The organism is Pseudomonas sp. Tri1, from assembly GCF_017968885.1.
In the GTDB taxonomy this organism is placed as follows: domain Bacteria; phylum Pseudomonadota; class Gammaproteobacteria; order Pseudomonadales; family Pseudomonadaceae; genus Aquipseudomonas.
In genome coordinates this window covers 5,132,168-5,155,234 of the sequence record NZ_CP072913.1, presented here as the reverse complement: position 1 = coordinate 5,155,234, position 23,067 = coordinate 5,132,168, and the positions used below count along the sequence as shown (strand labels likewise).

The 23,067-nt window shown below is 60.7% G+C and carries 16 protein-coding genes and 1 pseudogene; 13 read left to right on the top strand and 4 right to left on the bottom strand.

Annotated elements, in window-relative coordinates; genetic code table 11:
* Window positions 1–51: 51 nt before the first annotated feature.
* From flgB to J9870_RS22225, 8 genes and pseudogenes are all read left to right on the top strand, one after another.
* On the top strand, window positions 52–459 hold the full coding sequence (gene flgB / locus J9870_RS22255; RefSeq protein ID WP_210640154.1) for a flagellar basal body rod protein FlgB: 408 nt from the start codon (window positions 52–54) through the stop codon (window positions 457–459).
* A gap of 3 nt (window positions 460–462) precedes the next feature.
* Window positions 463–906: a flagellar basal body rod protein FlgC gene (gene flgC, locus J9870_RS22250; RefSeq protein ID WP_210640152.1), complete on the top strand. Its 444-nt coding sequence runs from the start codon at window positions 463–465 to the stop codon at window positions 904–906.
* Window positions 907–921: 15 nt separating this feature from the next.
* Window positions 922–1,644, top strand: a complete 723-nt coding sequence (gene flgD / locus J9870_RS22245; protein WP_210640150.1) for a flagellar hook assembly protein FlgD — start codon at window positions 922–924, stop codon at window positions 1,642–1,644.
* Window positions 1,645–1,674: 30 nt separating this feature from the next.
* A complete protein-coding gene (flgE, locus tag J9870_RS22240) occupies window positions 1,675–2,973 on the top strand; it encodes a flagellar hook protein FlgE (RefSeq protein ID WP_210640148.1) in 1,299 nt (432 codons plus the stop codon).
* A 209-nt stretch (window positions 2,974–3,182) separates the two neighbouring features.
* Window positions 3,183–4,922, top strand: a complete 1,740-nt coding sequence (locus J9870_RS22235) for a type I secretion system permease/ATPase (protein WP_210640146.1) — start codon at window positions 3,183–3,185, stop codon at window positions 4,920–4,922.
* The gene (locus J9870_RS22230) at window positions 4,922–6,232 is read left to right on the top strand and encodes an HlyD family type I secretion periplasmic adaptor subunit (RefSeq protein ID WP_210640144.1); all 1,311 of its coding nucleotides are present in this window, start codon (window positions 4,922–4,924) and stop codon (window positions 6,230–6,232) included. Before J9870_RS22235 ends, J9870_RS22230 begins: the two co-directional genes overlap by 1 nt.
* 56 nt (window positions 6,233–6,288) lie before the next feature.
* Window positions 6,289–6,410: pseudogene (locus J9870_RS29755) on the top strand (hypothetical protein); the annotation flags it as partial.
* Window positions 6,411–6,543: 133 nt separating this feature from the next.
* Window positions 6,544–11,121, top strand: a complete 4,578-nt coding sequence (locus J9870_RS22225; protein WP_348772633.1) for a calcium-binding protein — start codon at window positions 6,544–6,546, stop codon at window positions 11,119–11,121.
* A gap of 198 nt (window positions 11,122–11,319) precedes the next feature.
* On the opposite strand, the gene J9870_RS22220 is transcribed toward J9870_RS22225, so the two are convergent.
* On the bottom strand, window positions 11,320–14,211 hold the full coding sequence (locus J9870_RS22220) for a ribonucleoside-diphosphate reductase subunit alpha (protein ID WP_210640141.1): 2,892 nt from the start codon (window positions 14,209–14,211) through the stop codon (window positions 11,320–11,322).
* 856 nt (window positions 14,212–15,067) lie between these two features.
* Here J9870_RS22220 and J9870_RS22215 point away from each other — a divergent pair.
* Both J9870_RS22215 and J9870_RS22210 read left to right on the top strand, forming a co-directional pair.
* On the top strand, window positions 15,068–15,790 hold the full coding sequence (locus J9870_RS22215; RefSeq protein ID WP_210640139.1) for a response regulator: 723 nt from the start codon (window positions 15,068–15,070) through the stop codon (window positions 15,788–15,790).
* Complete coding sequence (locus J9870_RS22210; RefSeq protein ID WP_210640136.1) at window positions 15,787–17,397, top strand: ATP-binding protein; 1,611 nt, start codon at window positions 15,787–15,789, stop codon at window positions 17,395–17,397. Before J9870_RS22215 ends, J9870_RS22210 begins: the two co-directional genes overlap by 4 nt.
* A 113-nt stretch (window positions 17,398–17,510) precedes the next feature.
* On the opposite strand, the gene J9870_RS22205 is transcribed toward J9870_RS22210, so the two are convergent.
* Together J9870_RS22205 and J9870_RS22200 are read right to left on the bottom strand one after the other, a co-directional pair.
* A complete protein-coding gene (locus tag J9870_RS22205) occupies window positions 17,511–18,236 on the bottom strand; it encodes a 4'-phosphopantetheinyl transferase (protein ID WP_210640134.1) in 726 nt (241 codons plus the stop codon).
* A gap of 89 nt (window positions 18,237–18,325) precedes the next feature.
* Window positions 18,326–19,117 carry a dienelactone hydrolase family protein gene (locus tag J9870_RS22200; protein ID WP_210640132.1) on the bottom strand — a complete coding sequence of 264 codons (792 nt, stop codon included), beginning with the start codon at window positions 19,115–19,117 and terminating at the stop codon, window positions 18,326–18,328.
* Window positions 19,118–19,265: 148 nt separating this feature from the next.
* On the opposite strand from J9870_RS22200, the gene J9870_RS22195 reads away from it, so the two are divergent.
* From J9870_RS22195 to J9870_RS22185, 3 genes are all read left to right on the top strand, one after another.
* A complete protein-coding gene (locus J9870_RS22195; RefSeq protein ID WP_210640129.1) occupies window positions 19,266–19,865 on the top strand; it encodes a hypothetical protein in 600 nt (199 codons plus the stop codon).
* Window positions 19,866–19,970: 105 nt separating this feature from the next.
* Window positions 19,971–20,648: a response regulator gene (locus J9870_RS22190; protein ID WP_210640128.1), complete on the top strand. Its 678-nt coding sequence runs from the start codon at window positions 19,971–19,973 to the stop codon at window positions 20,646–20,648.
* Window positions 20,645–21,991: an ATP-binding protein gene (locus J9870_RS22185; RefSeq protein ID WP_210640126.1), complete on the top strand. Its 1,347-nt coding sequence runs from the start codon at window positions 20,645–20,647 to the stop codon at window positions 21,989–21,991. Before J9870_RS22190 ends, J9870_RS22185 begins: the two co-directional genes overlap by 4 nt.
* Window positions 21,992–22,060: 69 nt before the next feature.
* Here J9870_RS22185 and J9870_RS22180 read toward each other — a convergent pair whose 3' ends face one another.
* Window positions 22,061–23,059 (bottom strand): AraC family transcriptional regulator, encoded by a 999-nt coding sequence (locus J9870_RS22180; protein WP_210640124.1) that lies wholly within the window; start codon window positions 23,057–23,059, stop codon window positions 22,061–22,063.
* Between the last annotated feature and the right edge of the window lie 8 nt (window positions 23,060–23,067).

Here is a 23,067-nt window from a genome sequence, read left to right as displayed (position 1 = left end):
CGCTTGCTAAGTTCATCGTACGTACATTCTGGTCACCCAAAGGTTTCCGACATGAGCATCAGCTTCGATAAAGCGCTCGGTATCCACGAACAGGCCCTGAGCTTCCGCGCCCAGCGTGCCGAAGTCCTGGCCAACAACATCGCCAACGCCGATACCCCGAACTACAAGGCTCGGGACCTGGACTTTTCCAAAGTGCTCGCCGAGCAGAACGAGAAGACCAAGAACGGCACCTTCGCGCTGAACATGACCAATAGCCGTCATATTGAAGCCGAGGGCCTGGGCAATGGTGACGAATCGCTGATGTATCGCACGCCGATGCAGCCTTCGATCGATCAGAACACCGTGGACGCTCAACTGGAACAGTCCAACTACGCGGAGAACTCCGTGAACTTCCAGGCCAGTTTCACGCTGCTCAACAGCAAGTTCAAAGGGCTGGTATCGGCCCTTCGCGGAGAGTAAGCCATGTCGATCGCGAGCGTATTCAACATTGCCGGCAGCGCCATGAGTGCCCAGACCACGCGTCTGAACACCGTCGCCAGTAACATCGCCAACGCCGAGACCGTTTCGTCGAGCATCGACCAGACCTACCGTGCTCGTCACCCGGTATTTGCCACCATGTACCAGGGCGGCCAGTCCGGCGGCAGCGACTCGCTGTTCCAGGAGCAGGACGCGGCCGGGCAGGGCGTACAAGTGCTTGGCGTGGTCGAAGACCAGAGCAACCTCGAAGCCCGTTACGAGCCGAACCATCCGGCGGCTGACGCCAAGGGTTACGTCTACTACCCGAACGTCAACGTCGTCGAAGAAATGGCCGACATGATTTCCGCCAGTCGTTCGTTCCAGACCAACGCCGAAATGATGAACACCGCCAAAACCATGATGCAGAAGGTCCTGACCCTCGGTCAGTGATAAGGGGCGAGTCACATGAGCGTTACCAACACTACCAGCGGTTTGAGCCTTAACGAGATCCTGGCCAACTCCTCGGTCAAGACCAGCACCACCAGCGATGGCCTGTCCTCGGCAACGAGCTCGGCCACTGGTTCGCAGTCGCTGGGCAAGGATGCGTTCCTGCAATTGCTGGTCACCCAGCTGAAAAACCAGAACCCGCTGGAGCCGCAGGATAACGGTGAATTCGTTGCCCAGCTGGCGCAGTTCAGCAGCCTGGAAGGCATCACCACCCTTAACGACACCGTGAGCGGTCTCGCCAGTAACTACAACTCGTCCCAGGCCTTGCAGGCTTCATCGCTGGTCGGGCGTTCGGTCATTGCTCCAGGCAACAAGGCCGTGGTCGATACCTCCAAGAGCCTCAACGGCACGGTGGTGGTGCCGACTTCGGTGTCCTCCATTGCGCTCAAGATCGTGGACAAGGATGGCAAGACTGTCCGCACCATCGACATGGGTAGCCAGAATGCCGGCAATGCCGCTTTCATCTGGGACGGCAAGAACGACGCCGGCACGACGGTCGAAGCGGGCACCTACACCTTTACGGCCGCGACCACCATCGACGGCAAGGCGACGTCGCTGATCACCAACCTGCCGGCAACGGTCAGCAGCGTGACGATCAGCCAGACGGGCGGTGAACTGATGCTCAACCTTGCCGGGCTGGGCAGCATTGCCCTGTCCAAAGTACAAACTATTGGTATGTAGAGCCGACTAACCCGGCAAAAGGAGTGGAAAATGTCTTTTAACATCGGCCTTAGCGGTCTCTATGCAGCCAACAAACAGCTGGACGTGACCGGCAACAACATCGCCAACGTGGCGACCACCGGTTTCAAATCGTCCCGCGCGGAATTCGAAGACGTCTACTCGGCCACCAAGCTGGGTTCGGGCAGCAAGACCGTCGGCAACGGCGTGCGCCTGGCCAACGTTTCCCAGCAGTTCGGCCAGGGTGACGTCAATAACACCGGCAACGTGCTCGACATGGGTATCCAGGGGCAGGGCTTCTTCGTCCTGGATAACGACGGTTCCCTGAGCTACACCCGTGCCGGTACCTTCAAGACCGATAAAGAAGGCTACGTCACCAACAGTGATGGCACTGCACGTCTGCAGGGCTACGGCGTGGATGCCAACGGCAATATCCTCAACGGTATTTTGACCGACCTGCGCATCGACACCTCCAACCTGCCGCCGAATGCCACCAGCCTGGTTTCGTCGACGATCAACCTGAACTCGACGGCGACGGCGATCACCGCGGCGTTCAATCCGAGCGACACCGCTACGTTCACCAAGCAATTTACCACTCCGGTCTACGACACCCAGGGCAACCAGCATTCCATGGACCAATATATGGTCAAGACTGCTGGCAACACCTGGAATGTGTATACCTTGATCGATGGTCGTAACCTGAATGGCAGCTTGCCGACCACGACGGGCGCGACCGCGCCGATTCCTTCGACCATGACCTTTGATTCGAACGGCAAGTTGACCCAGGTCAGCACCCCGCCAGCGACTATTAACAGCGACCTGGTATTGACTGGCTGGGTTCCCGGCACCGTAACCAACGGCGTATGGGCCGCCAACGGCGCCGCGAGTGCACCGACCATCACGATCTCCATGGGCAATACCACCCAATTCAACGCCGATACCGCGCGGTCGATCCCGACCCAGAACGGTTACGCCACTGGCCAGATCACCAACCTGACCATCGACGGCAGCGGCGTATTGCTGGCTAACTTCAGCAACAACCAGACCAAGCCGATCGGCCAGATCGCGCTCGCCAGCTTCACCAACGAACAAGGCCTGCAACCTGTAGGTGGCACCAGTTGGAAGGAAACCTTCGCCTCGGGCATCCCAGGCTACGATGCCCCACAGACCGGCACCCTGGGTTCGATCGTCTCCAACTCCCTGGAAGAGTCCAACGTCAACTTGACCAATGAGCTGGTCGAGCTGATCAAGGCCCAGAGCAACTACCAGGCGAACGCCAAGACCATCTCCACCCAGAGCACCATCATGCAGACCATCATTCAGATGACCTGATAGCTGGCTGTTTCAAAAAAACCGACGTCCTGAGGCGTCGGTTTTTTTATGCGTGAAATTCTTCACCGGTAACTACCGTCTGTCGGCTGGCTGGTGCGGAACTTGCACTTCAGTCCAAATCGCTCAACGAGCGTCAAGTTTCCATACGACTGTCATCGAGTCTGTATTGACGACAGGGATGTCACGAAAACCAAGGGACGGATACCAGTTTGAAACCCCATAACGCTGTCAGTGCGCCTATTGTCGCGCCTTCATTGAAATTGGTACTGCGTCGAGGTCTGCTGGGCGCTGCGCTGTTTTCCGGTGTGATCAATATTCTGGCGCTGATCGGCCCGCTGTTCATGCTGGAAGTGTATGACCGGGTCATTCCCAGCCAGAGCGTGCCGACCCTGGTCGCCCTGGGGCTGCTAGCGCTGGGGGTTTATGCGCTTTCAGGCCTGCTGGATGTCATTCGCTCCCGCGTCATGGTGCGAATTGCTTCCTCACTGGATCTGGCGCTGTCCTCCAAGGTCTTCAATGTCATTGCTGGCGCGTCGCTGAAGACCCCCATTACCGGCGATGCCTTGAAACCGGCCCAGGAGCTGGACCAGATTCGCGGTTTTATTGGCGGACCAGGTCTGGTGGCTTTTTTCGATTTGCCCTGGATGCCGGTTTACCTCGCGGTCTGCTTTTATATCCACCCGCTGTTTGGTCTTTTGACCGTCGGCCTGATGAGTGTCCTTATCAGTTTGACCGTAATCACTGATCGGCAAACCCGCAAGCTGATGCAGGCTTCGGCCGATGCGCTGAACAAGCGCAATCATCTAGGCCAGCAAGCCCACCAGAATGCCGAAGCGCTGATGGCCATGGGCATGTTGGCTAACGCGTCGAATATCTGGCAGAAAAATCACAGTGCCTTCATCACCCTGCAACGACGCTCGATCGACATCGGCGGCTTTTACGGCGGCATTTCCAAAACCCTGCGCCAAGTCGTTCAGTCGGCCGCCCTGGCCCTGGGGGCGTGGCTGGTGATCAAAGGCGACTTGAGCGGCGGCACGATGATCGCCGCCTCGATTATTGTGGCACGCACCCTGGCACCGGCGGAGCAGGTCATTGCCACGTGGCGCAGCCTGTTGGGTGCCCAGATCGCCTGGAAAAAGCTGTTGGAAGTGTTCTCTCTGTTCCCGGATGCCCAGAGCAAGACCGAGCTGCCCATTGCCCATCGCAGTTTGCGGGTCGAAAGTGTTTTTGCCGCGCCGCCCGGCACGCAGCGCCTGACTTTGCAAAATATCAACTTCATGGTCGCTGCGGGCACTGCCGTTGGTGTGGTGGGGCCGAGCGCATCGGGCAAGTCGTCATTGGCGCGCGTGCTGGTCAACGCCTGGGCGCCGGCGCGGGGGCATGTCCGGCTCGATGGCGCGCCGCTGGATCTGCTGACCGAACAGGCGCGAGGTACGTTGATCGGTTATCTGCCGCAAAGCGTTGGGCTGTTTACCGGAACCGTCGCCCAGAACATCGCCCGGTTGGACCCCTCGGCACAGGACAGCGCGATTGTCAGCGCTGCGCAGTTAGCCGGGGTCCATGAGCTGATTCTGCAGTTGCCCCAAGGTTATGAGACTCAAGTGGGCGAGGGGGGTATCAACCTCTCGGCCGGCCAACGACAACGGGTGGCCCTGGCCAGGGCATTGTTCGGTGACCCGTTCCTGGTGGTGCTGGACGAGCCAAATTCAAACCTCGATGCCGAAGGCGAACAGGCGCTGGCCAAGGCCATCCTGGCGCTCAAGGCCCGTGGCGCAATCGTGGTGGTGATTGCCCATCGCACCAATATTCTGGCGGTGATCGATCAGGTGCTGATCCTCGAGAACGGCGTGCAAACAGCTTACGGCCCCCGGGATGTCGTCCTGAAGCGACCTCCTGCTGCTACCTCCCGGCCCTCCAATAATGTTGTGGAACTGGGAGTATCCAACTGATGCACACCGATCAAGAAGCCAGCCTGACCGATTCCTTGTCCCGTCATTTGCGCTGGGGGGCGATCTCATTGGTGGTGCTGCTCGGCGGAGGGCTGACCTGGGCGGCGAGCACCAGTCTGTCCGGCGCGGTTATCGCGACGGGCGTGGTGGCCGTGGAAGGCAGCGTCAAGACCCTCCAGCATCCTACCGGTGGCGTAGTGGCCGAACTGTTGGTCAAGGAAGGGCAGACAGTCGCTGCCGGGGATGTGCTGTTGCGCCTCGATGCCACATTGCCCGCCGCCAGCCAAGCCATTGTCAGTAAATCCTTGAATCAGGCCTGGGCCCGTCTGGCTCGCTTGGAGGCCGAGCGGGACAATGCCCGCGAAGTGGCGATACCCAAAGAGTTGCTGACCCGCATGAGCCTGGAGGAGGCCAAGTCGGTCATGGCCATCGAGCAGCAATTGTTTATTGATCGACGTGCTTCCCGCGAAGGCCAGAAGAAACAGCTGCGCGAGCGTGTCCAGCAACTCAACGAAACCATTGCCGGCCACGACATCCAGCAGAAAACCAAGCAGGAAGAAATCGAACTGATCGATAGCGAATACCAGGCCGTCAAGAAACTGTTCGATAAAGGCATGATGACCCTTGACCGGGTCAATGCCCTGGCTCGGGGTATCGCCCGGCTGCGTGGGGAGCGTGGACAACTGATGGCCTCCATTGCCGAGGCGCGGGGCAAGATCGCCGAAACCGAGTTGCAACGACTCCAGGTTGACCAGACTTTCCGCAGTGAAGTGTCCCAAGAGTTGAGAGATTTGCTGGCCCGCCAGGGCGAATTGATCGAGCGGGAAATCACTGCCAGCGATCAGCTCAAACGCATCGACATCACCTCGCCTATTGCCGGACGCGTGCAGCAATTGGCAGTCCACACAATCGGAGGTGTCATCTCACCGGCCGAGGGGCTCATGCAGATCGTACCCGCCGACGATGAACTGCTGGTGGAGGCGAAAATCAGTGCCCAGGACATTGACCAGCTAACGGTCGGGCAATCCGCGACCTTACGCTTGAGCGCGTTCAACCGCAGCACTACACCCGAACTGATCGGCACCGTGGTGCGGTTGTCAGCGGATCTGATTCAGGATGAACGTACCGGAATAGGGTTTTATCGGGCGGGTATCAAGATTCCTCAAAGCGAATTGGCAAAGCTGCAAGGGCTTGCCCTGGTTCCGGGAATGCCCGTGGAGTCGATGATCCAGACCGGCTCCAGGAACGTCATGTCCTATTTGCTTAAACCGATCAGCGACCATGCTCAGCGGGCCTTCCGGGAAGGATGAGGCTCTGCTGATTAGTCGACGCACAACCGATTCATCAATACGGCAAGGAAGAAATAATGGCAGTGATAAATGGGACATCGGGTACGGACACTCTGGTTGGGACTTCGAGCGCGGATGAGCTGTACGGGTTAGCAGGGAATGACTCGCTGAGTGGTGGGGACGGCAACGATTGGCTGGAGGGGGGCGCGGGCGCTGACGTCCTGAATGGAGGAACAGGTGTCGATACGGCGTCCTACGTGAATTCGACTGCAGGAGTGACAGTCAATCTAATCACAGGGACTGGCCTGGGTGGGGATGCTCAGGGCGATACATTGACGGCCATAGAAACCGTGGTCGGCTCGTCCTTCAACGACAGGTTGACCGCCCAAAGCACCGGGCACACCCTCAGGGGCGGTGCCGGTGATGACGTTTACGTCATCGGCGGAACGTCGGTCAACGTCATCGAAGCGGCCGGCGAAGGCGATGACGAAATCCAGACGAACCTCCTCAACCTGACGATGGCGGCCAACGTCGAGCGCCTGACCTACACCGGTACGGGCAACTTCGTCGGTTATGGCAACGCCTCGGACAACATCATCACGGGCGGAGTGGGCAATGATTTCCTGCTCGGTGGTGCGGGTGCGGACCAGTTCATCGGCGGCGCCGGGACTGACACGGTCAGCTACACCGACAGTAACGTGGCGGTGAACATCAACGCCAAGACCGGTGTGAACAGTGGCATTGCTGCCGGCGATACCTACGTGGGCATCGAAACGATCCAGGGTTCGCAGAACCACGATTCGTTTACCGCCAGCGAAGCGGCAGACCAGTTCGATGGCACCGGCGGCATCGATAGCATCGACTACTCCACCTCGGCCAGTGCCGTGACCGTCAGCCTGGTTGCTGGTATAGTAGGTGTCGGCGGTGATGCGCAAGGCGACAAACTGTCGAACTTCGAAACCGTGGTCGGCTCGTCCTTCAACGACAGGCTGACCGCCCAAAGCACCGGGCACACCCTCAGGGGCGGTGCCGGTGATGACGTTTACGTCATCGGCGGAACGTCGGTCAACGTCATCGAAGCGGCCGGCGAAGGCGATGACGAAATCCAGACGAACCTCCTCAACCTGACGATGGCGGCCAACGTCGAGCGCCTGACCTACACCGGTACGGGCAACTTCGTCGGTTATGGCAACGCCTCGGACAACATCATCACGGGCGGAGTGGGCAATGATTTCCTGCTCGGTGGTGCGGGTGCGGACCAGTTCATCGGCGGCGCCGGGACTGACACGGTCAGCTACACCGACAGTAACGTGGCGGTGAACATCAACGCCAAGACCGGTGTGAACAGTGGCATTGCTGCCGGCGATACCTACGTGGGCATCGAAACGATCCAGGGTTCGCAGAACCACGATTCGTTTACCGCCAGCGAAGCGGCAGACCAGTTCGACGGCACCGGCGGCATCGATAGCATCGACTACTCCACCTCGGCCAGTGCCGTGACCGTCAGCCTGATTGCTGGGGTAGTGGGTGTCGGCGGTGATGCGCAAGGCGACAAACTGTCGAACTTCGAAACCGTGGTCGGCTCGTCCTTCAACGACAGGTTGACCGCCCAAAGCACCGGGCACACCCTCAGGGGCGGTGCCGGTGATGACGTTTACGTCATCGGCGGAACGTCGGTCAACGTCATCGAAGCGGCCGGCGAAGGCGATGACGAAATCCAGACGAACCTCCTCAACCTGACGATGGCGGCCAACGTCGAGCGCCTGACCTACACCGGTACGGGCAACTTCGTCGGTTATGGCAACGCCTCGGACAACATCATCACGGGCGGAGTGGGCAATGATTTCCTGCTCGGTGGTGCGGGTGCGGACCAGTTCATCGGCGGCGCCGGGACTGACACGGTCAGCTACACCGACAGTAACGTGGCGGTGAACATCAACGCCAAGACCGGTGTGAACAGTGGCATTGCTGCCGGCGATACCTACGTGGGCATCGAAACGATCCAGGGTTCGCAGAACCACGATTCGTTTACCGCCAGCGAAGCGGCAGACCAGTTCGATGGCACCGGCGGCATCGATAGCATCGACTACTCCACCTCGGCCAGTGCCGTGACCGTCAGCCTGATTGCTGGGGTAGTAGGTGTCGGCGGTGATGCGCAAGGCGACAAACTGTCGAACTTCGAAACCGTGGTCGGCTCGTCCTTCAACGACAGGTTGACCGCCCAAAGCACCGGGCACACCCTCAGGGGCGGTGCCGGTGATGACGTTTACGTCATCGGCGGAACGTCGGTCAACGTCATCGAAGCGGCCGGCGAAGGCGATGACGAAATCCAGACGAACCTCCTCAACCTGACGATGGCGGCCAACGTCGAGCGCCTGACCTACACCGGTACGGGCAACTTCGTCGGTTATGGCAACGCCTCGGACAACATCATCACGGGCGGAGTGGGCAATGATTTCCTGCTCGGTGGTGCGGGTGCGGACCAGTTCATCGGCGGCGCCGGGACTGACACGGTCAGCTACACCGACAGTAACGTGGCGGTGAACATCAACGCCAAGACCGGTGTGAACAGTGGCATTGCTGCCGGCGATACCTACGTGGGCATCGAAACGATCCAGGGTTCGCAGAACCACGATTCGTTTACCGCCAGCGAAGCGGCAGACCAGTTCGATGGCACCGGCGGCATCGATAGCATCGACTACTCCACCTCGGCCAGTGCCGTGACCGTCAGCCTGATTGCTGGGGTAGTAGGTGTCGGCGGTGATGCGCAAGGCGACAAACTGTCGAACTTCGAAACCGTGGTCGGCTCGTCCTTCAACGACAGGTTGACCGCCCAAAGCACCGGGCACACCCTCAGGGGCGGTGCCGGTGATGACGTTTACGTCATCGGCGGAACGTCGGTCAACGTCATCGAAGCGGCCGGCGAAGGCGATGACGAAATCCAGACGAACCTCCTCAACCTGACGATGGCGGCCAACGTCGAGCGCCTGACCTATACCGGTACGGGCAACTTCGTCGGTTATGGCAACGCCTCGGACAACATCATCACGGGCGGAGTGGGCAATGATTTCCTGCTCGGTGGTGCGGGTGCGGACCAGTTCATCGGCGGCGCCGGGACTGACACGGTCAGCTACACCGACAGTAACGTGGCGGTGAACATCAACGCCAAGACCGGTGTGAACAGTGGCATTGCTGCCGGCGATACCTACGTGGGCATCGAAACGATCCAGGGTTCGCAGAACCACGATTCGTTTACCGCCAGCGAAGCGGCAGATCAGTTCGATGGCACCGGCGGCATCGATAGCATCGACTACTCCACCTCGGCCAGTGCCGTGACCGTCAGCCTGGTTGCTGGCGTAGTAGGTGTCGGCGGTGATGCGCAAGGCGACAAACTGTCGAACTTTGAAACCGTGGTCGGCTCGTCCTTCAACGACAGGCTGACCGCCCAAAGCACCGGGCACACCCTCAGGGGCGGTGCCGGTGATGACGTTTACGTCGTCGGCGGAACGTCGGTCAACGTCATCGAAGTGGCCGGCGAAGGCGATGACGAAATCCAGACGAACCTCCTCAACCTGACGATGGCGGCCAACGTCGAGCGCCTGACCTATACCGGCACGGGCAACTTCGTCGGTTATGGCAACGCCTCGGACAACATCATCACGGGCGGAGTGGGCAATGATTTCCTGCTCGGTGGTGCGGGTGCGGATCAGTTCATCGGCGGCGCCGGGACTGACACGGTCAGCTACGCTGACAGCAGCGCGGGCTTGACCATCAACACGCAGACGGGCGTCCATACCGGGATCGCGGCGGGGGATACCTACAGCAGCATCGAAGTGATTACAGGCTCCAATTACAGTGATGTATTTGTCGGTGACGCAGGTGTCAATGTCTTCAATGGCGGCACCGGCATGGACATGCTGAGCTTTTCCAATGAAGGCTCAGGTATCACGCTGGATCTGAGTGCGCCTTTGGTGACGGGTATCGCGGCAGGCGATAGCTACACCTCCATTGAGATTTTCCAAGGCACTGCCCAGGCCGATACTTTCACCGGCAGTACCGCCGCTGCGGAAAACTTTATCGGTGGCGCAGGCGCCGACACGCTCAATGGCTTGGGCCGTGGTGACGGTGCCTGGTACCTGACCAGCAGCGATGCGGTGCAGATTGACCTGCTGGCGGGAACCGCATCGGGTGGTGATGCGCAAGGCGACGTGTTGGCCAATATTGATAATCTGATCGGCTCGCAATTCAACGACACGCTGACGGGCAATGCCTACTCGAACAAGCTGGAAGGCGGGGCGGGTAACGACTTGCTCTATGGCGGCGATGGCGATGATTTTATCTATGGTGGCACCGTTACGGATATCAGTACCCTTGCATTGACGCCTTCCACTGGCGCCCAGGCCGATACGCTTTATGGCGGCAATGGCAATGACACCATGTCCAGCAGCGGCAACGACGCTGGCAGTGTGCTTTACGGCGAGGCCGGCAGTGATACGTTGACTGTCTCCTCCGGTATTGCCTATGGCGGCGATGGCAACGACATTCTGACGGGAACCGGTTATGCCTATGAACTTCATGGTGGCGCGGGTTTTGATACTTTCAATATGAATGCGTCTGGCGATGCCTATGGCGGGGAAGGTGGGGATGCCTACATAGTCAACTCCAAAACCATGGTTGCCATTGAAGACACCGGGACGACAGGTGTCGATACTGTGAGGCTGAAGAATATCCAGAGTCTCAACGATGTGCAGGTTATCAAGACCGATGCAGGTGCCTACATCTTCAACGCGGCCGATTACCAGAGCGGTAACCTGGACTCCGGTGTTTTCCTGAAGGACTGGTACGCAGGAAGCAACACCATCGAGACGTTCTTCACCAACAACGGCGACTCTTTCACCCTTCCGGTCTAAGCGTCATCTGGCCACTGCGGCACCTGTCGATTTTCGGCGGATGTTGCGGTGAGAAAAACATAAACGGCGAGGCCCTCAATAGGCCTCGCCGTTTTTTTGTATCTGGCATATCCCCCACACAAAAGAAAACCCCCGATAAACCAGCGGTCTATCGGGGGTTCCTTTTAGCAGGCGCCTTGCAGCGCCCACTCGCTCAGCTTATTGGCAAGCTTCGCAATCCGGCTCGTCAATCGCACAGGCCTTTGGCACTGGCGCCGGTCCGGCTGGGGCAGCCAGGACCGAATCGTCACCGTGGTTGCCGCCGCTGGAAACAGCGTTCAGCTTGCCAGTGTTGATGGTCGACTTCTCGGTGCTGGTGGCAGCCAGGGCACGGAGGTAGTAGGTGGTTTTCAGGCCACGGTACCAGGCCATGCGGTAGGTCACGTCCAGCTTCTTGCCCGAGGCGCCGGCGATGTACAGGTTCAGCGACTGAGCCTGGTCGATCCACTTCTGGCGACGGCTGGCGGCGTCGACGATCCACTTGGTGTCCACTTCGAACGCGGTGGCATAGAGCGCTTTGAGCTCTTGCGGGATGCGCTCGATCTGCTGCACCGAACCGTCGTAGTACTTCAGGTCGTTGATCATGACCGAGTCCCACAGGCCGCGGGCCTTGAGGTCGCGGACCAGGTACGGGTTGATCACGGTGAATTCGCCCGACAGGTTCGATTTCACATACAGGTTCTGGTAGGTCGGTTCGATCGACTGCGACACGCCGGTGATGTTGGCGATGGTCGCGGTCGGTGCGATGGCCATGATGTTGGAGTTACGGATGCCTTTCTGCACACGGGCGCGAACCGGTGCCCAGTCCAGGGATTCGTTCAGGTCAACATCGATGTACTTCTGGCCACGCTGGGCGATCAGGATCTGTTGCGAATCCAGCGGCAGGATGCCTTTGGACCACAGCGAACCCTGGAACGTCTCGTAGGCGCCGCGCTCGTCGGCCAGGTCGCAGGAAGCCTGGATCGCGTAGTAGCTGACCGCTTCCATGGACTTGTCGGCGAACTCGACGGCAGCGTCCGAACCGTACGGGATGTGCTGCAGGTACAGCGCGTCCTGGAAGCCCATGATGCCCAGGCCGACCGGACGGTGCTTGAAGTTGGAGTTCTTCGCCTGTGGCACCGAGTAGTAGTTGATGTCGATCACGTTGTCGAGCATGCGCACGGCGGTGTTCACGGTGCGTTGCAGCTTGGCGGTGTCCAGCTTGCCGTCGACGATGTGGTTCGGCAGGTTGATCGAGCCCAGGTTGCAGACCGCGATCTCATCCTTGTTGGTGTTCAGGGTGATCTCGGTGCACAGGTTCGAGCTGTGGACCACGCCCACGTGCTGCTGCGGGCTACGCAGGTTGCATGGGTCCTTGAAGGTCAGCCATGGGTGGCCGGTTTCGAACAGCATCGAGAGCATCTTGCGCCACAGGTCTTTGGCCTGGACGACTTTGAACAGCTTGATCTTGTTGTACTCGGTCAGGGCTTCGTAGTACTCGTAGCGCTCTTCGAAAGCCTTGCCGGTCAGGTCGTGCAGGTCCGGTACTTCGGATGGCGAGAACAGGGTCCACTTGCCGTCATCGAAGACGCGCTTCATGAACAGGTCAGGGATCCAGTTGGCGGTGTTCATGTCGTGGGTACGACGACGGTCATCACCGGTGTTCTTGCGCAGCTCGATGAACTCTTCGATGTCCATGTGCCAGGTTTCCAGGTAGGCACAGACCGCGCCTTTGCGCTTGCCGCCCTGGTTGACCGCAACTGCGGTGTCGTTGACCACTTTGAGGAACGGCACGACGCCCTGGGATTTGCCGTTGGTGCCCTTGATGTACGAGCCCAATGCGCGGACCGGGGTCCAGTCGTTGCCCAGGCCACCGGCGAATTTCGACAGCATGGCGTTGTCGTGGATCGCGCCGTAGATGCCCGACAGATCGTCCGGCACGGTGGTCAGGTAGCAGCTCGACAGCTGTGGACGCAGGGTGCCGGCGTTGAACAGGGTTGGAGTCGAGGCCATGTAGTCGAAGGACGACAACAGGTTGTAGAACTCGATGGCGCGGTCTTCACGCTGTTTCTCTTCGATCGCCAGGCCCATGGCCACGCGCATGAAGAAAATCTGCGGCAGTTCGAAACGCACGCCATCCTTGTGGATGAAGTAGCGGTCGTACAGGGTTTGCAGGCCCAGGTAGGTGAACTGCTGGTCGCGCTCGTGGTTGATGGCCTTGCCGAGTTTTTCCAGGTCGAATTCGGCCAGCACCGGGTTCAGCAATTCGTATTCGATACCCTTGGCCACGTAGGCCGGCAGCGCCTTGGCGTACAGGTCGACCATTTCGTGGTGGGTCGCGCTTTCGGCGACTTCCAGGAAGCTCAGGCCTTCGGCACGCAGGGTGTCCATCAGCAGGCGGGCGGTCACGAAGGAGTAGTTCGGCTCGCGTTCCACCAGGGTCCGCGCGGTCATCACCAGCGCGGTATTGACGTCCTTGAGGGCGACGCCGTCATAGAGGTTCTTCAGGGTTTCGCGCTGGATCAGGTCGCCATCGACTTCTTCCAGGCCTTCGCAGGCCTCGGTGACGATGGTGTTCAGGCGACCCATGTCCAGCGGCGCCAGGCTGCCGTCGGCGCGGGCGATGCGGATCGATGGGTGAGCTTGTACCGGCGCGTCGGCAGGCGTGCGGGTGGCGCGCTCCTTGGCCCGGGAGTCACGGTAGATCACGTAGTCGCGGGCGACTTTCTGCTCGCCGGCACGCATCAGGGCCAGTTCGACCTGGTCCTGGATCTCTTCGATGTGGATGGTGCCGCCCGATGGCATGCGACGCTTGAAGGTCGCGGTGACCTGTTCGGTCAGACGGGCCACGGTGTCGTGGATTCGCGACGAAGCGGCTGCGGTGCCACCTTCAACTGCGAGGAACGCTTTGGTGATGGCGACGGTGATCTTGTCATCGGTGTAAGGAACGACAGTGCCGTTACGCTTGATCACGCGCAGTTGGCCCGGCGCGGTGGCGGACAGATCCGGGCTCGAATCGGCGGCCAGCGGCGCGGTGCCCTGCGGGTTCTCGCGAGTTGTGTCGGTGTGCATGGGTGTCTCCACGTTCTTTATGTTTGTTTGGGCACCATCACGGTGCCCACCGTTCCGTCCTGAAGCACTACAACCGACTGGCGCCGGGCATAACAACTTCGGGACAGTAGGAAGCAGGCGTTTAGTGCCGCTTCCATCCGAAGTTCTGGGTTTCGAGCCGGGGCTCGAAACCGGATTGCAGGGTGGCAGCAATGGACTGCAACACCCGTACCGTTTCGGTCACTTTCGACCTTGAAACAGTTGCCATCCGCAGGGGCGGTCTGGGCTTGGGAAAAATGCGTCGTTTCAGGTGGACAGAAGCAAGAAAAGCGCTTGAATTCTCTGTCCAACTTGTGTTTGGTTTTTGGCCTAAAACCCTACATGTAGGGTTTTTTACGCGGCGGGCTACAAGATAATGCGTTTTGGGGGGGAATGCAACGTACTACCTGTGGATAAGCCTGTGCGTAATTTGTGTGCGAAACGTGGAATTGCTCTGTAGGCCGCGACCTAGCTGGAGTGGGCTTTTTTTCATCGTTTTGACGATGCGAAAACAGCCCGGTGATTTTTGCGGGCGCGGACGTTAACACACAAATCCCGCGTGACCGAATGCATTTGTCTGCTTGTTTTCTATGGGGCCGGCGTTTATACAATCGGCCGGTGCGTTGGCATCCTTATCCTCCTTTTACATGACAAAAAGATGGGGGATGGCGCAGGGCCATGCTTGGGAGCGAGCTTGCTCCCGATAGCCCGACCAGCAGCATGAGTGCTGGCTGACACACCGCCATCGCGAGCAAGCTCGCTCCCACAGGGGCGTACTTTGTCCGTGATGTGGGCGGTACGCCTTTCTTATCAGGTACTCAGCGTAAGAGGTCCCTCAGTGGAACAAGAAGCCTGGCAGGTATTGATTGTCGAGGATGACCTGCGTCTTGCCGAGTTGACCCGTGAATACCTTGAGAGCAATGGGCTGCGCGTTGCCATCGAAGGCAATGGCGCGGTGGCGGCGGCGCGAATCATCGCCGAGCAGCCGGACCTGGTGATTCTCGACCTGATGCTGCCCGGCGAAGACGGCCTGAGCATCTGCCGCAAGGTGCGCGGGCATTTCGACGGGCCGATCCTGATGCTCACTGCCCGTACCGACGACACCGATCAGATCCAGGGCCTGGACCTGGGCGCTGACGATTACGTCTGTAAACCGGTGCGCCCGCGTTTGCTATTGGCGCGCATCCAGGCCCTGTTGCGGCGCAGCGAGCCGGAGCCGGCCGCGCCGCAGAGGCAGCGGCGCCTGCAATTCGGCCCGCTGGTGGTGGACAACGCCTTGCGCGAAGCCTGGCTGCAAGGCAACGGTATTGAGCTGACCAGTGCCGAATTCGACCTGCTGTGGCTGCTGGTGGCCAATGCCGGGCGCATCCTGTCCCGGGAAGAGATCTTCACCGCCCTGCGCGGCATCGGCTATGACGGCCAGGACCGTTCCATCGACGTGCGCATTTCGCGCATCCGCCCCAAGATCGGTGACGACCCGGACCATCCGCGGCTGATCAAGACCATCCGCAGCAAAGGCTACCTGTTCGTTCCTGAAGCTTGCGTAGACCCGGCGCCGTGAACTCGATCTTCCTGCGTATTTATGGTGGCATGTGTGCGGCGCTGGTGCTGGTGGCGGTGCTCGGGGTGCTGGCCCTGCATCTGCTCAACCAGACGCGCAGCGAGCAATACCGTGAGCGCCTGGCCCATGGCACGTTTTCCTTGATGGCTGACAACCTGCGGCCGATGAACGACACCGAACGACGGCGGGCGTTGGCGGTGTGGGAGCGCCTGCTGGGCATTCCCCTGGCCCTGCAGACCTTTGCCCAGACCGATCTGGACCTCGGCCAGCGCACTCGTGTGCTGCGTGGCCAGGCCTTGGTGGAGCAGACCGGACCCCATGCGGCGAAGGTCTATCGGCTGGTCAGCGAGGGCGAACAGCTGATGCTGGTGGGGGAAGTCCAGCAGATCAGTGAGCAGCTGGCCCGGGCGACCATTTACCTGCTGGCCGACGAATTGGTGCGCTACCCGGTGGGCGAGCAGCCCGCACGGCTCGCGCAGCTCAAGGAGGAAAAAGGCTTCGGTTTCGACTTGCGACTGATGACCGTCGTACAGGCGGACATGGACGAAGACCAGCGCCGTCGGGTGTCCGAGGGCGACACGGTGATGGCCTTGGGCAAGGGCGGCGACTCGATCCGGGTGTTCGCCGGCATGGTCGGCACGCCGTGGGTGCTGGAGATCGGCCCGCTGTACCAGATGAACCCTTATCCGCCGCAATGGTTGGTGTTGATCGCGGCGCTGGGGTTGAGCCTGATCGGGTTGATCGTTTATCTGTTGGTCCGCCAGTTGGAGCGGCGCCTGCGTGGCCTGGAGTCGGCTGCGACCCTGATTGCCCAGGGCAGCCTGGAGACCCGCGTGCCGGCTCGGGGTGCCGACTCGGTGGGACGACTGGCCGCGGCGTTCAATGGCATGGCCGAGCACTTGCAGCAATTGTTGGCGATCCAGCGTGAGCTGGTGCGTGCGGTGTCCCACGAATTGCGCACCCCGGTGGCGCGCCTGCGTTTTGGCCTGGAAATGCTCGGCAGCGCCACCACGCCACAGGCTCGGGATAAATACCTGGCGGGTATGGACCACGACATCGAGGATCTGGACCGGCTGGTGGACGAGATGCTGACTTACGCGCGACTGGAGCAGGGTTCGCCGGCCCTGAACTTCCAGCGGCTCGATCTGGATGCGTTGGTCAGTCAGGTGATCGAAGAGCTGGGACCGCTGCGGGCCGGGGTCACGGTCGAACGCGGTCTATGCCTGTCCGCCGCCGATTGCGATGGCGCCTGGGTCGAGGCCGAGCCACGTTTCCTGCATCGCGCCCTGCAGAACCTGGTGAGCAATGCCATGCGCCACGCCAGCTCACGGGTGACTGTCAGCTACCAAGTGGGCCAGTTGCGCTGTCGGGTGGACGTCGAAGACGACGGGCCAGGCGTGCCGGAGGCGGCGTGGGAGCGGGTGTTCAAACCGTTCCTGCGCCTGGATGACAGCCGTGCCCGTGCTTCCGGCGGCCATGGGCTGGGGTTGTCGATTGTGCGACGGATCATCCATTGGCATGACGGCCGAGCTTTGGTGGGCAAGAGCAAGAGTCTGGGCGGGGCCTGTTTCAGCTTGAGTTGGCCGAGGCATCAGGACAGGTCTTGAGAGGTGTGGCAGCTGTGCCGGCCCCATCGCGAGCAAGCTCGCACACTACTGGAGTGCGGTCCTTTGTGGGAGCGAGCTTGCTCGCGATGAGGCCCTTCCAGGCACTACAGAGTTCAGGCCTTGATCCCTACCAGACTCAACAACTGCCCATCCTTCACCCCAAACTGCGCTTGCAATTCACTGCCGTGGCGCCACTCGGGTGATAGGTTCGTCAGCAAGCGCAGCCGCACCCGTCCGCTGCGTGTCCATTCCAGCACCTCGGCATGCTCGAAATAAAAGCGTTGCCCGACGATCGGGTACAGCGCCTTGAACAGGCTTTCCTTCACTGAAAAAGTCAGGGTCACCAGCAATGCCCGCTCATCTTGCGCGAGGGTAGCCATGCGCAGCAGCTCGGGCGGGGTGAGGATTTCGCCAGCCAGGCGCTCGGCACGTTCGGCGTCGAGCAGGTTTTCCAGGTCCATGCCCAACCCCCTCCAGTGATTTTTGCTGGCGACGATTGCCGCCGCCCGACCCGCGCTGTGGGTGATCGAGCCGCTGACATGGGCCGGCCATACCGGGGCGCGGTCCTCGCCGATGGCCGGCACGCAGGTCTGGCCGTCCAGCTGCCGCAAGGCCGCCCGAGCACAGACACGTCCGGCGAGAAACTCCGCCTGACGCTTGGCTACTGAACGCTGGATGCTTGCGGGTGGTTCGATGGCACTGTGCAAAAAGTCATTGCCGCTCAGCAGCGATGGATCGAAGCGGGTGCTCAGCAGTACTGTATCGGGCAGAGCCTTGGGCAGGAGCCAGTGTTCATCCAGAGGCGTGCAGCAGGCGGGCAGAGCGGGGAGTGCGTTCATACCAGGCATTTTGCCGGGTTGGTGGGAGGCTGGGTAGTGGGGCCGAGCTTTTGTGGCGAGGGATTTATCCCCTCGCCACAAGGTCTGCGTCAGTTAAAAAGTTTCTTGAAGAACTTTTGCATGTCCGCCCACGATTTCTCATCGGCTTCCTTGTTGTAACCAATGTCCGGCCCGCCATGTTCACCATGGCTCAGGCGGTCGGCGTCGGGGTTGCTGAAGCCGTGCTTGGCGCCCTTGAGGCTGACGAACTTATAGTCAGCACCGGCTTTATCCATCTCGCTCTTGAACGCGGTCACGTTCTCCTCGGTGACCATGCTGTCCAACGCGCCGTGCTCGACAAGAATCTTGGCCTTGACGCTGCCAGGCGTGGCCGGGGTGTTGGTCACCAGGGCGCCGTGGAAACTCACCACGCCCTTGAGCGGTACACCCTGGCGCGCCGCGTCCAGCACCACTTTGCCGCCGAAGCAATAACCGATGGCGGCGATTTTGTCCGGATCGGTCTGGGGTTGTTTCTTCAACAGGTCGAGACCGGCCTGGAATCGCGCACTGGCCGCCGCTCCGTCCTTGAGCGCCGCTTGCATGAACGCCATGGCGTCCTTGGGGTGCTCGGTATTCTTGCCGTCGCCGTACATGTCGATGGCCAGCGCACTGTAGCCCAGGCCGGCAAGGTCACGGGCGCGGCGCTTGGCGTAATCGTTCAGGCCCCACCACTCATGCACCACCACGACGCCCGGGCGCGGGCCTTTGACGGCGTCGTCATAAGCGTAATAACCGATCAGCTTCGTGCCGTCGGCGCTGGTGTAGGGGATTTCCTGGGTCTGGATGGCAGCGTGGCTCGCGCCGCTCAGGGCCAGAAGTACAACAGCAAGCAGCCTGCGCATGATGGATCTCCTTAATAAAGTGGTGAGACAGGACACTCTAGCCGATTCATTCAGCGCAGGTTCAGAGAACGTTCAAGGGGTGTTCAGGGAACGCTGGTTAAGGTGACTGCGACTTCACAAAACACCCACGCTTCAAAGGAGCTTGACCATGACTGCGATGAAAAAACTGCTGCTGGCGTTCACCGTGTTGGGTGCCAGCGCCATGGCCCACGCCGATGACAACTTCGCCAGCCTGACCCTCGGGCAGACCAGCGACAAGGTGAAGAAATCCGACGCCTTGGACACCGCCCTGAACAACCCCAACGCCGACGGCGTCATTGGCAAGGACACCACGTATGGCGTCCGCCTGGGCAAGCAAAACGACCAGGGTCGCTACTACGCCACTTACGACAACGTCTCGGGGACCCACAACGGCATCAAACTGCGTCAGGAAAACCTGCTGGGCAGCTACGATGTGTTTTATCCGGTCACCAGCAGCACCAAGCTGTTCGGCGGTGGCACGGCGGGCCTGACCAAGCTGACCCAGGACTCGCCCGGCTTCAGCCGTGACAGCGACATCGGCTACGCGGTGGGCTTGCAGGGGGGCGTCCTGCAACAAATTTCGCAAAACACCTCGGTGGAACTGGGTTACCGTTACCTGCGCAGCAACGCCAGCACCGAGATGAGCCCGCACGGTGGCGACAAGGTTGGCTCGCTGGACCTGACCAGCAGCGCCCAGACTTACCTGTCCGCCAACTACACGTTCTAAGCGGTCGATGCTGAGCGTATCGCGCCGGATCGGCCCAAGACGATCCGGCGTCTTTCGTTGAGGTGCGCAGCGCTGGATTGTTTGATTTGCCTGGGGAGAGGCTCCATGAAATTACTGGTCGTCGAAGACGAAGCGTTGTTGCGTCATCACCTGCAAACCCGTCTTACCGACAGCGGCCATGTGGTGCAGGCCGTGGCCAATGCCGAGGAGGCTTTGTATCAGGTCCGGGAATTCAACCATGACCTGGCGGTGATCGACCTGGGCTTGCCGGGCATCAGCGGGTTGGAACTGATCCGCCGGCTGCGTTCCCAGGACAAGACGTTTCCGATCCTGATCCTTACCGCCCGGGGCAATTGGCAGGACAAGGTCGAAGGCCTCGCCGCCGGGGCCGATGACTACGTGGTCAAGCCGTTTCAGTTCGAAGAGCTGGAGGCCCGCTTGAACGCTCTGTTGCGCCGCTCCAGTGGTTTTACCCAGTCGACCATCGTCGCCGGTCCGTTGGTGCTGGACCTCAACCGCAAGCAAGCGTCCCTTGGCGAGGAGCCGCTGGCGTTGACTGCCTACGAATACCGCATCCTCGAGTACCTGATGCGCCATCACCAGCAGGTGGTCGCCAAGGACCGCCTGATGGAGCAGCTCTACCCCGATGACGACGAGCGCGATCCCAATGTCATCGAAGTGCTGGTCGGGCGCCTGCGCCGTAAACTGGAAGCGCCGGCCGGCTTCAAACCGATCGATACCGTGCGCGGCCTGGGTTACCTGTTCAACGAGCGCTGCCAGTGATTCGTTCGCTACGCCTGCGCTTGATGCTGGCGGCCATGACCCTGGCGGTGCTGTTCATGCTAGCGTTGTTGCCGGCCATGCAAGGCGCATTCAGCCTGGCGTTGCAGGAGTCCATCGAACAACGCCTGGCTTCGGACGTGACCACGCTGATTTCCGCCGCCCGGGTGGAAAACAAGCAACTGAAGATGCCGGCACAGCTGCCCGATGAGCGCTTCAACCTCGCCGATGCCCGTCTGCTGGGCTACATCTACGACCGCGAGGGGCGGTTGGTCTGGCGATCCAAGGCCACCCGGGAAGAAAACATCAACTACACGCCGCGCTATGACGGCCAGGGCAACCAGTTTGCGCGCATCCGCGAGAACGATGGCCAGGAGTTTTTTGTCTATGACGTCGAGATCAAGCTGCTCGGCGGCCAGAGCGCGGCGTTCAGCATCGTCACCCTGCAGCCGGTGCGCGACTACGAGGTGACGCTGCAAGGGTTGCGGGACAACCTCTACCTGGGCTTTGGCGCTGCCTTGGCGGTGTTGCTGGCCTTGTTGTGGATCGGCCTGACCTGGGGCCTGCGGGCCTTGCGGCGCTTGAGTCAGGAACTGGACGAAATCGAAAGCGGGGCCCGGGAAAGCCTCAGTACCGAGCATCCTCGGGAACTGTTGCGCCTGACCGGCTCCCTCAACCGCCTGTTGTACAGCGAACGAGAACAACGCAGCCGTTATCGCGACTCCCTCGATGACTTGGCCCACAGCCTGAAAACCCCACTGGCGGTGTTGCAGGGCGTCAGCGAAGACATGGCCCGGCGCCCCGAGGACCGCGGGCAGGCCTGGGTGCTGCAAACCCAGATCGAACGCATGAGCCAACAGATCGGCTACCAGTTGCAACGCGCCAGCTTGCGCAAGAGCGGGCTGGTGCGCCATCAGGTGCGCTTGCGCCCGGTGCTGCAAAGCCTGTGCGACACGCTGGACAAGGTTTATCGCGATAAACGAGTCAACGTCAGTTTCGACTTGCCGGAGCACTGCCAGGTGCCGATCGAACAGGGGGCCTTGCTGGAGATGCTCGGCAACTTGCTGGAAAACGCCTATCGACTGTGCCTGGGGCAAGTGCGCGTCAGCGTGCACCAGACCCTCGGCGGCATTGAATTATGCGTCGAGGATGACGGCCCGGGCGTGCCTGCGGATCAGCGCGCGCGGATTCTCCAGCGTGGCGAACGGCTGGATCGCCAGCACCCGGGGCAGGGGATCGGGCTGGCGGTGGTCAAGGACATCATCGAAAGCTACGGCGCCAGGTTGACCCTGGGCGACTCGGAGCTGGGCGGGGCGGCTTTCAGGATTCATTTCCCTGGGGTCTGACGGGAATCCTTGGGATTGTCATTGGCCTCATCGCGAGCAAGTCAGCACACCACAAAAAACAATCAAGAATCAGTTTTCCTGTTCCCGATAAGCCCCCGGCGTCACCCCCGTCCACTTCTTGAATGCCCGGTGAAACGCCGACGGCTCCGAGAACCCCAACTGTTCGGCGATCTGTTGCAACGACAGATCTGCACGCCCCAGGTGGTAGATGGCGATATCCCGCCGCAACTGATCCTTGAGCTCCTGGAAGCTGGTGCCTTCCTCGCGCAGATGCCGGCGCAAGGTCTGGGGGCTGATGTGCAGGTGAGCGGCGACGGTGTCCAGATCGGGCCAACGCGCAGCGTCGCGGCTGAGCAAGCGGCGCAGTTGGCTGCTCAGGCTATGGCCGTCGTCCGGTCGCGATAGCAGGTCGGCGGGGGAGTGCTCGAGGAAATGCTTGAGGGTCCGTTCGTCCTGCAGCAATGGCATGTCCAGGTAGCGACGGTGAAACGACAGGCTGCAGCGTGGTGCTCCGAACACCAACGGACAGGGGAACAACAAGTCGTACTCGGCGCCGTGGGCGGGCTTGGCGTAACCGAAGGTCGCCTGTTCCAGGCCGATCCGCTGGCCGATCAGCCAACTGCCCAGGCGATGCCAGATCACCAGCAGGCTTTCACTCAGGAAATGATCCGGGTCACACAGCGTGGCGTCGTCCAGCACCAGGCGCACCCGTTCTCCTTCGGTCTGCAGTGCCAGGCTCGGCGCATCGGGGAACAGGCTGTAGAACAACAGGCCGCGCTGAAGAGCCTTGCCCAGGGTCCGGCAGTGGATCAACGTGTGACACATCATGGCAAACGTCCCGGGTTTACTCGTAGCCCGGGCCAATCCCAGGTATTCGTCCCCCAATGCCAGCCACAGCGCCTGCAACAGGCGAGCGAACTGCTCCGGCGCGATGCGCGCCCGCGGTTCATCCAACAGCTCAGGGCTGATGCCCAGTTGTTGCAGCACAGGAAAATAGTCGAAGCCTTGCCGACGTGCGCCACCCAGGGCTGCGCGGGCGAAGTGGCTGGCGATCGTGCGTTGGCGCATGGCAGAAG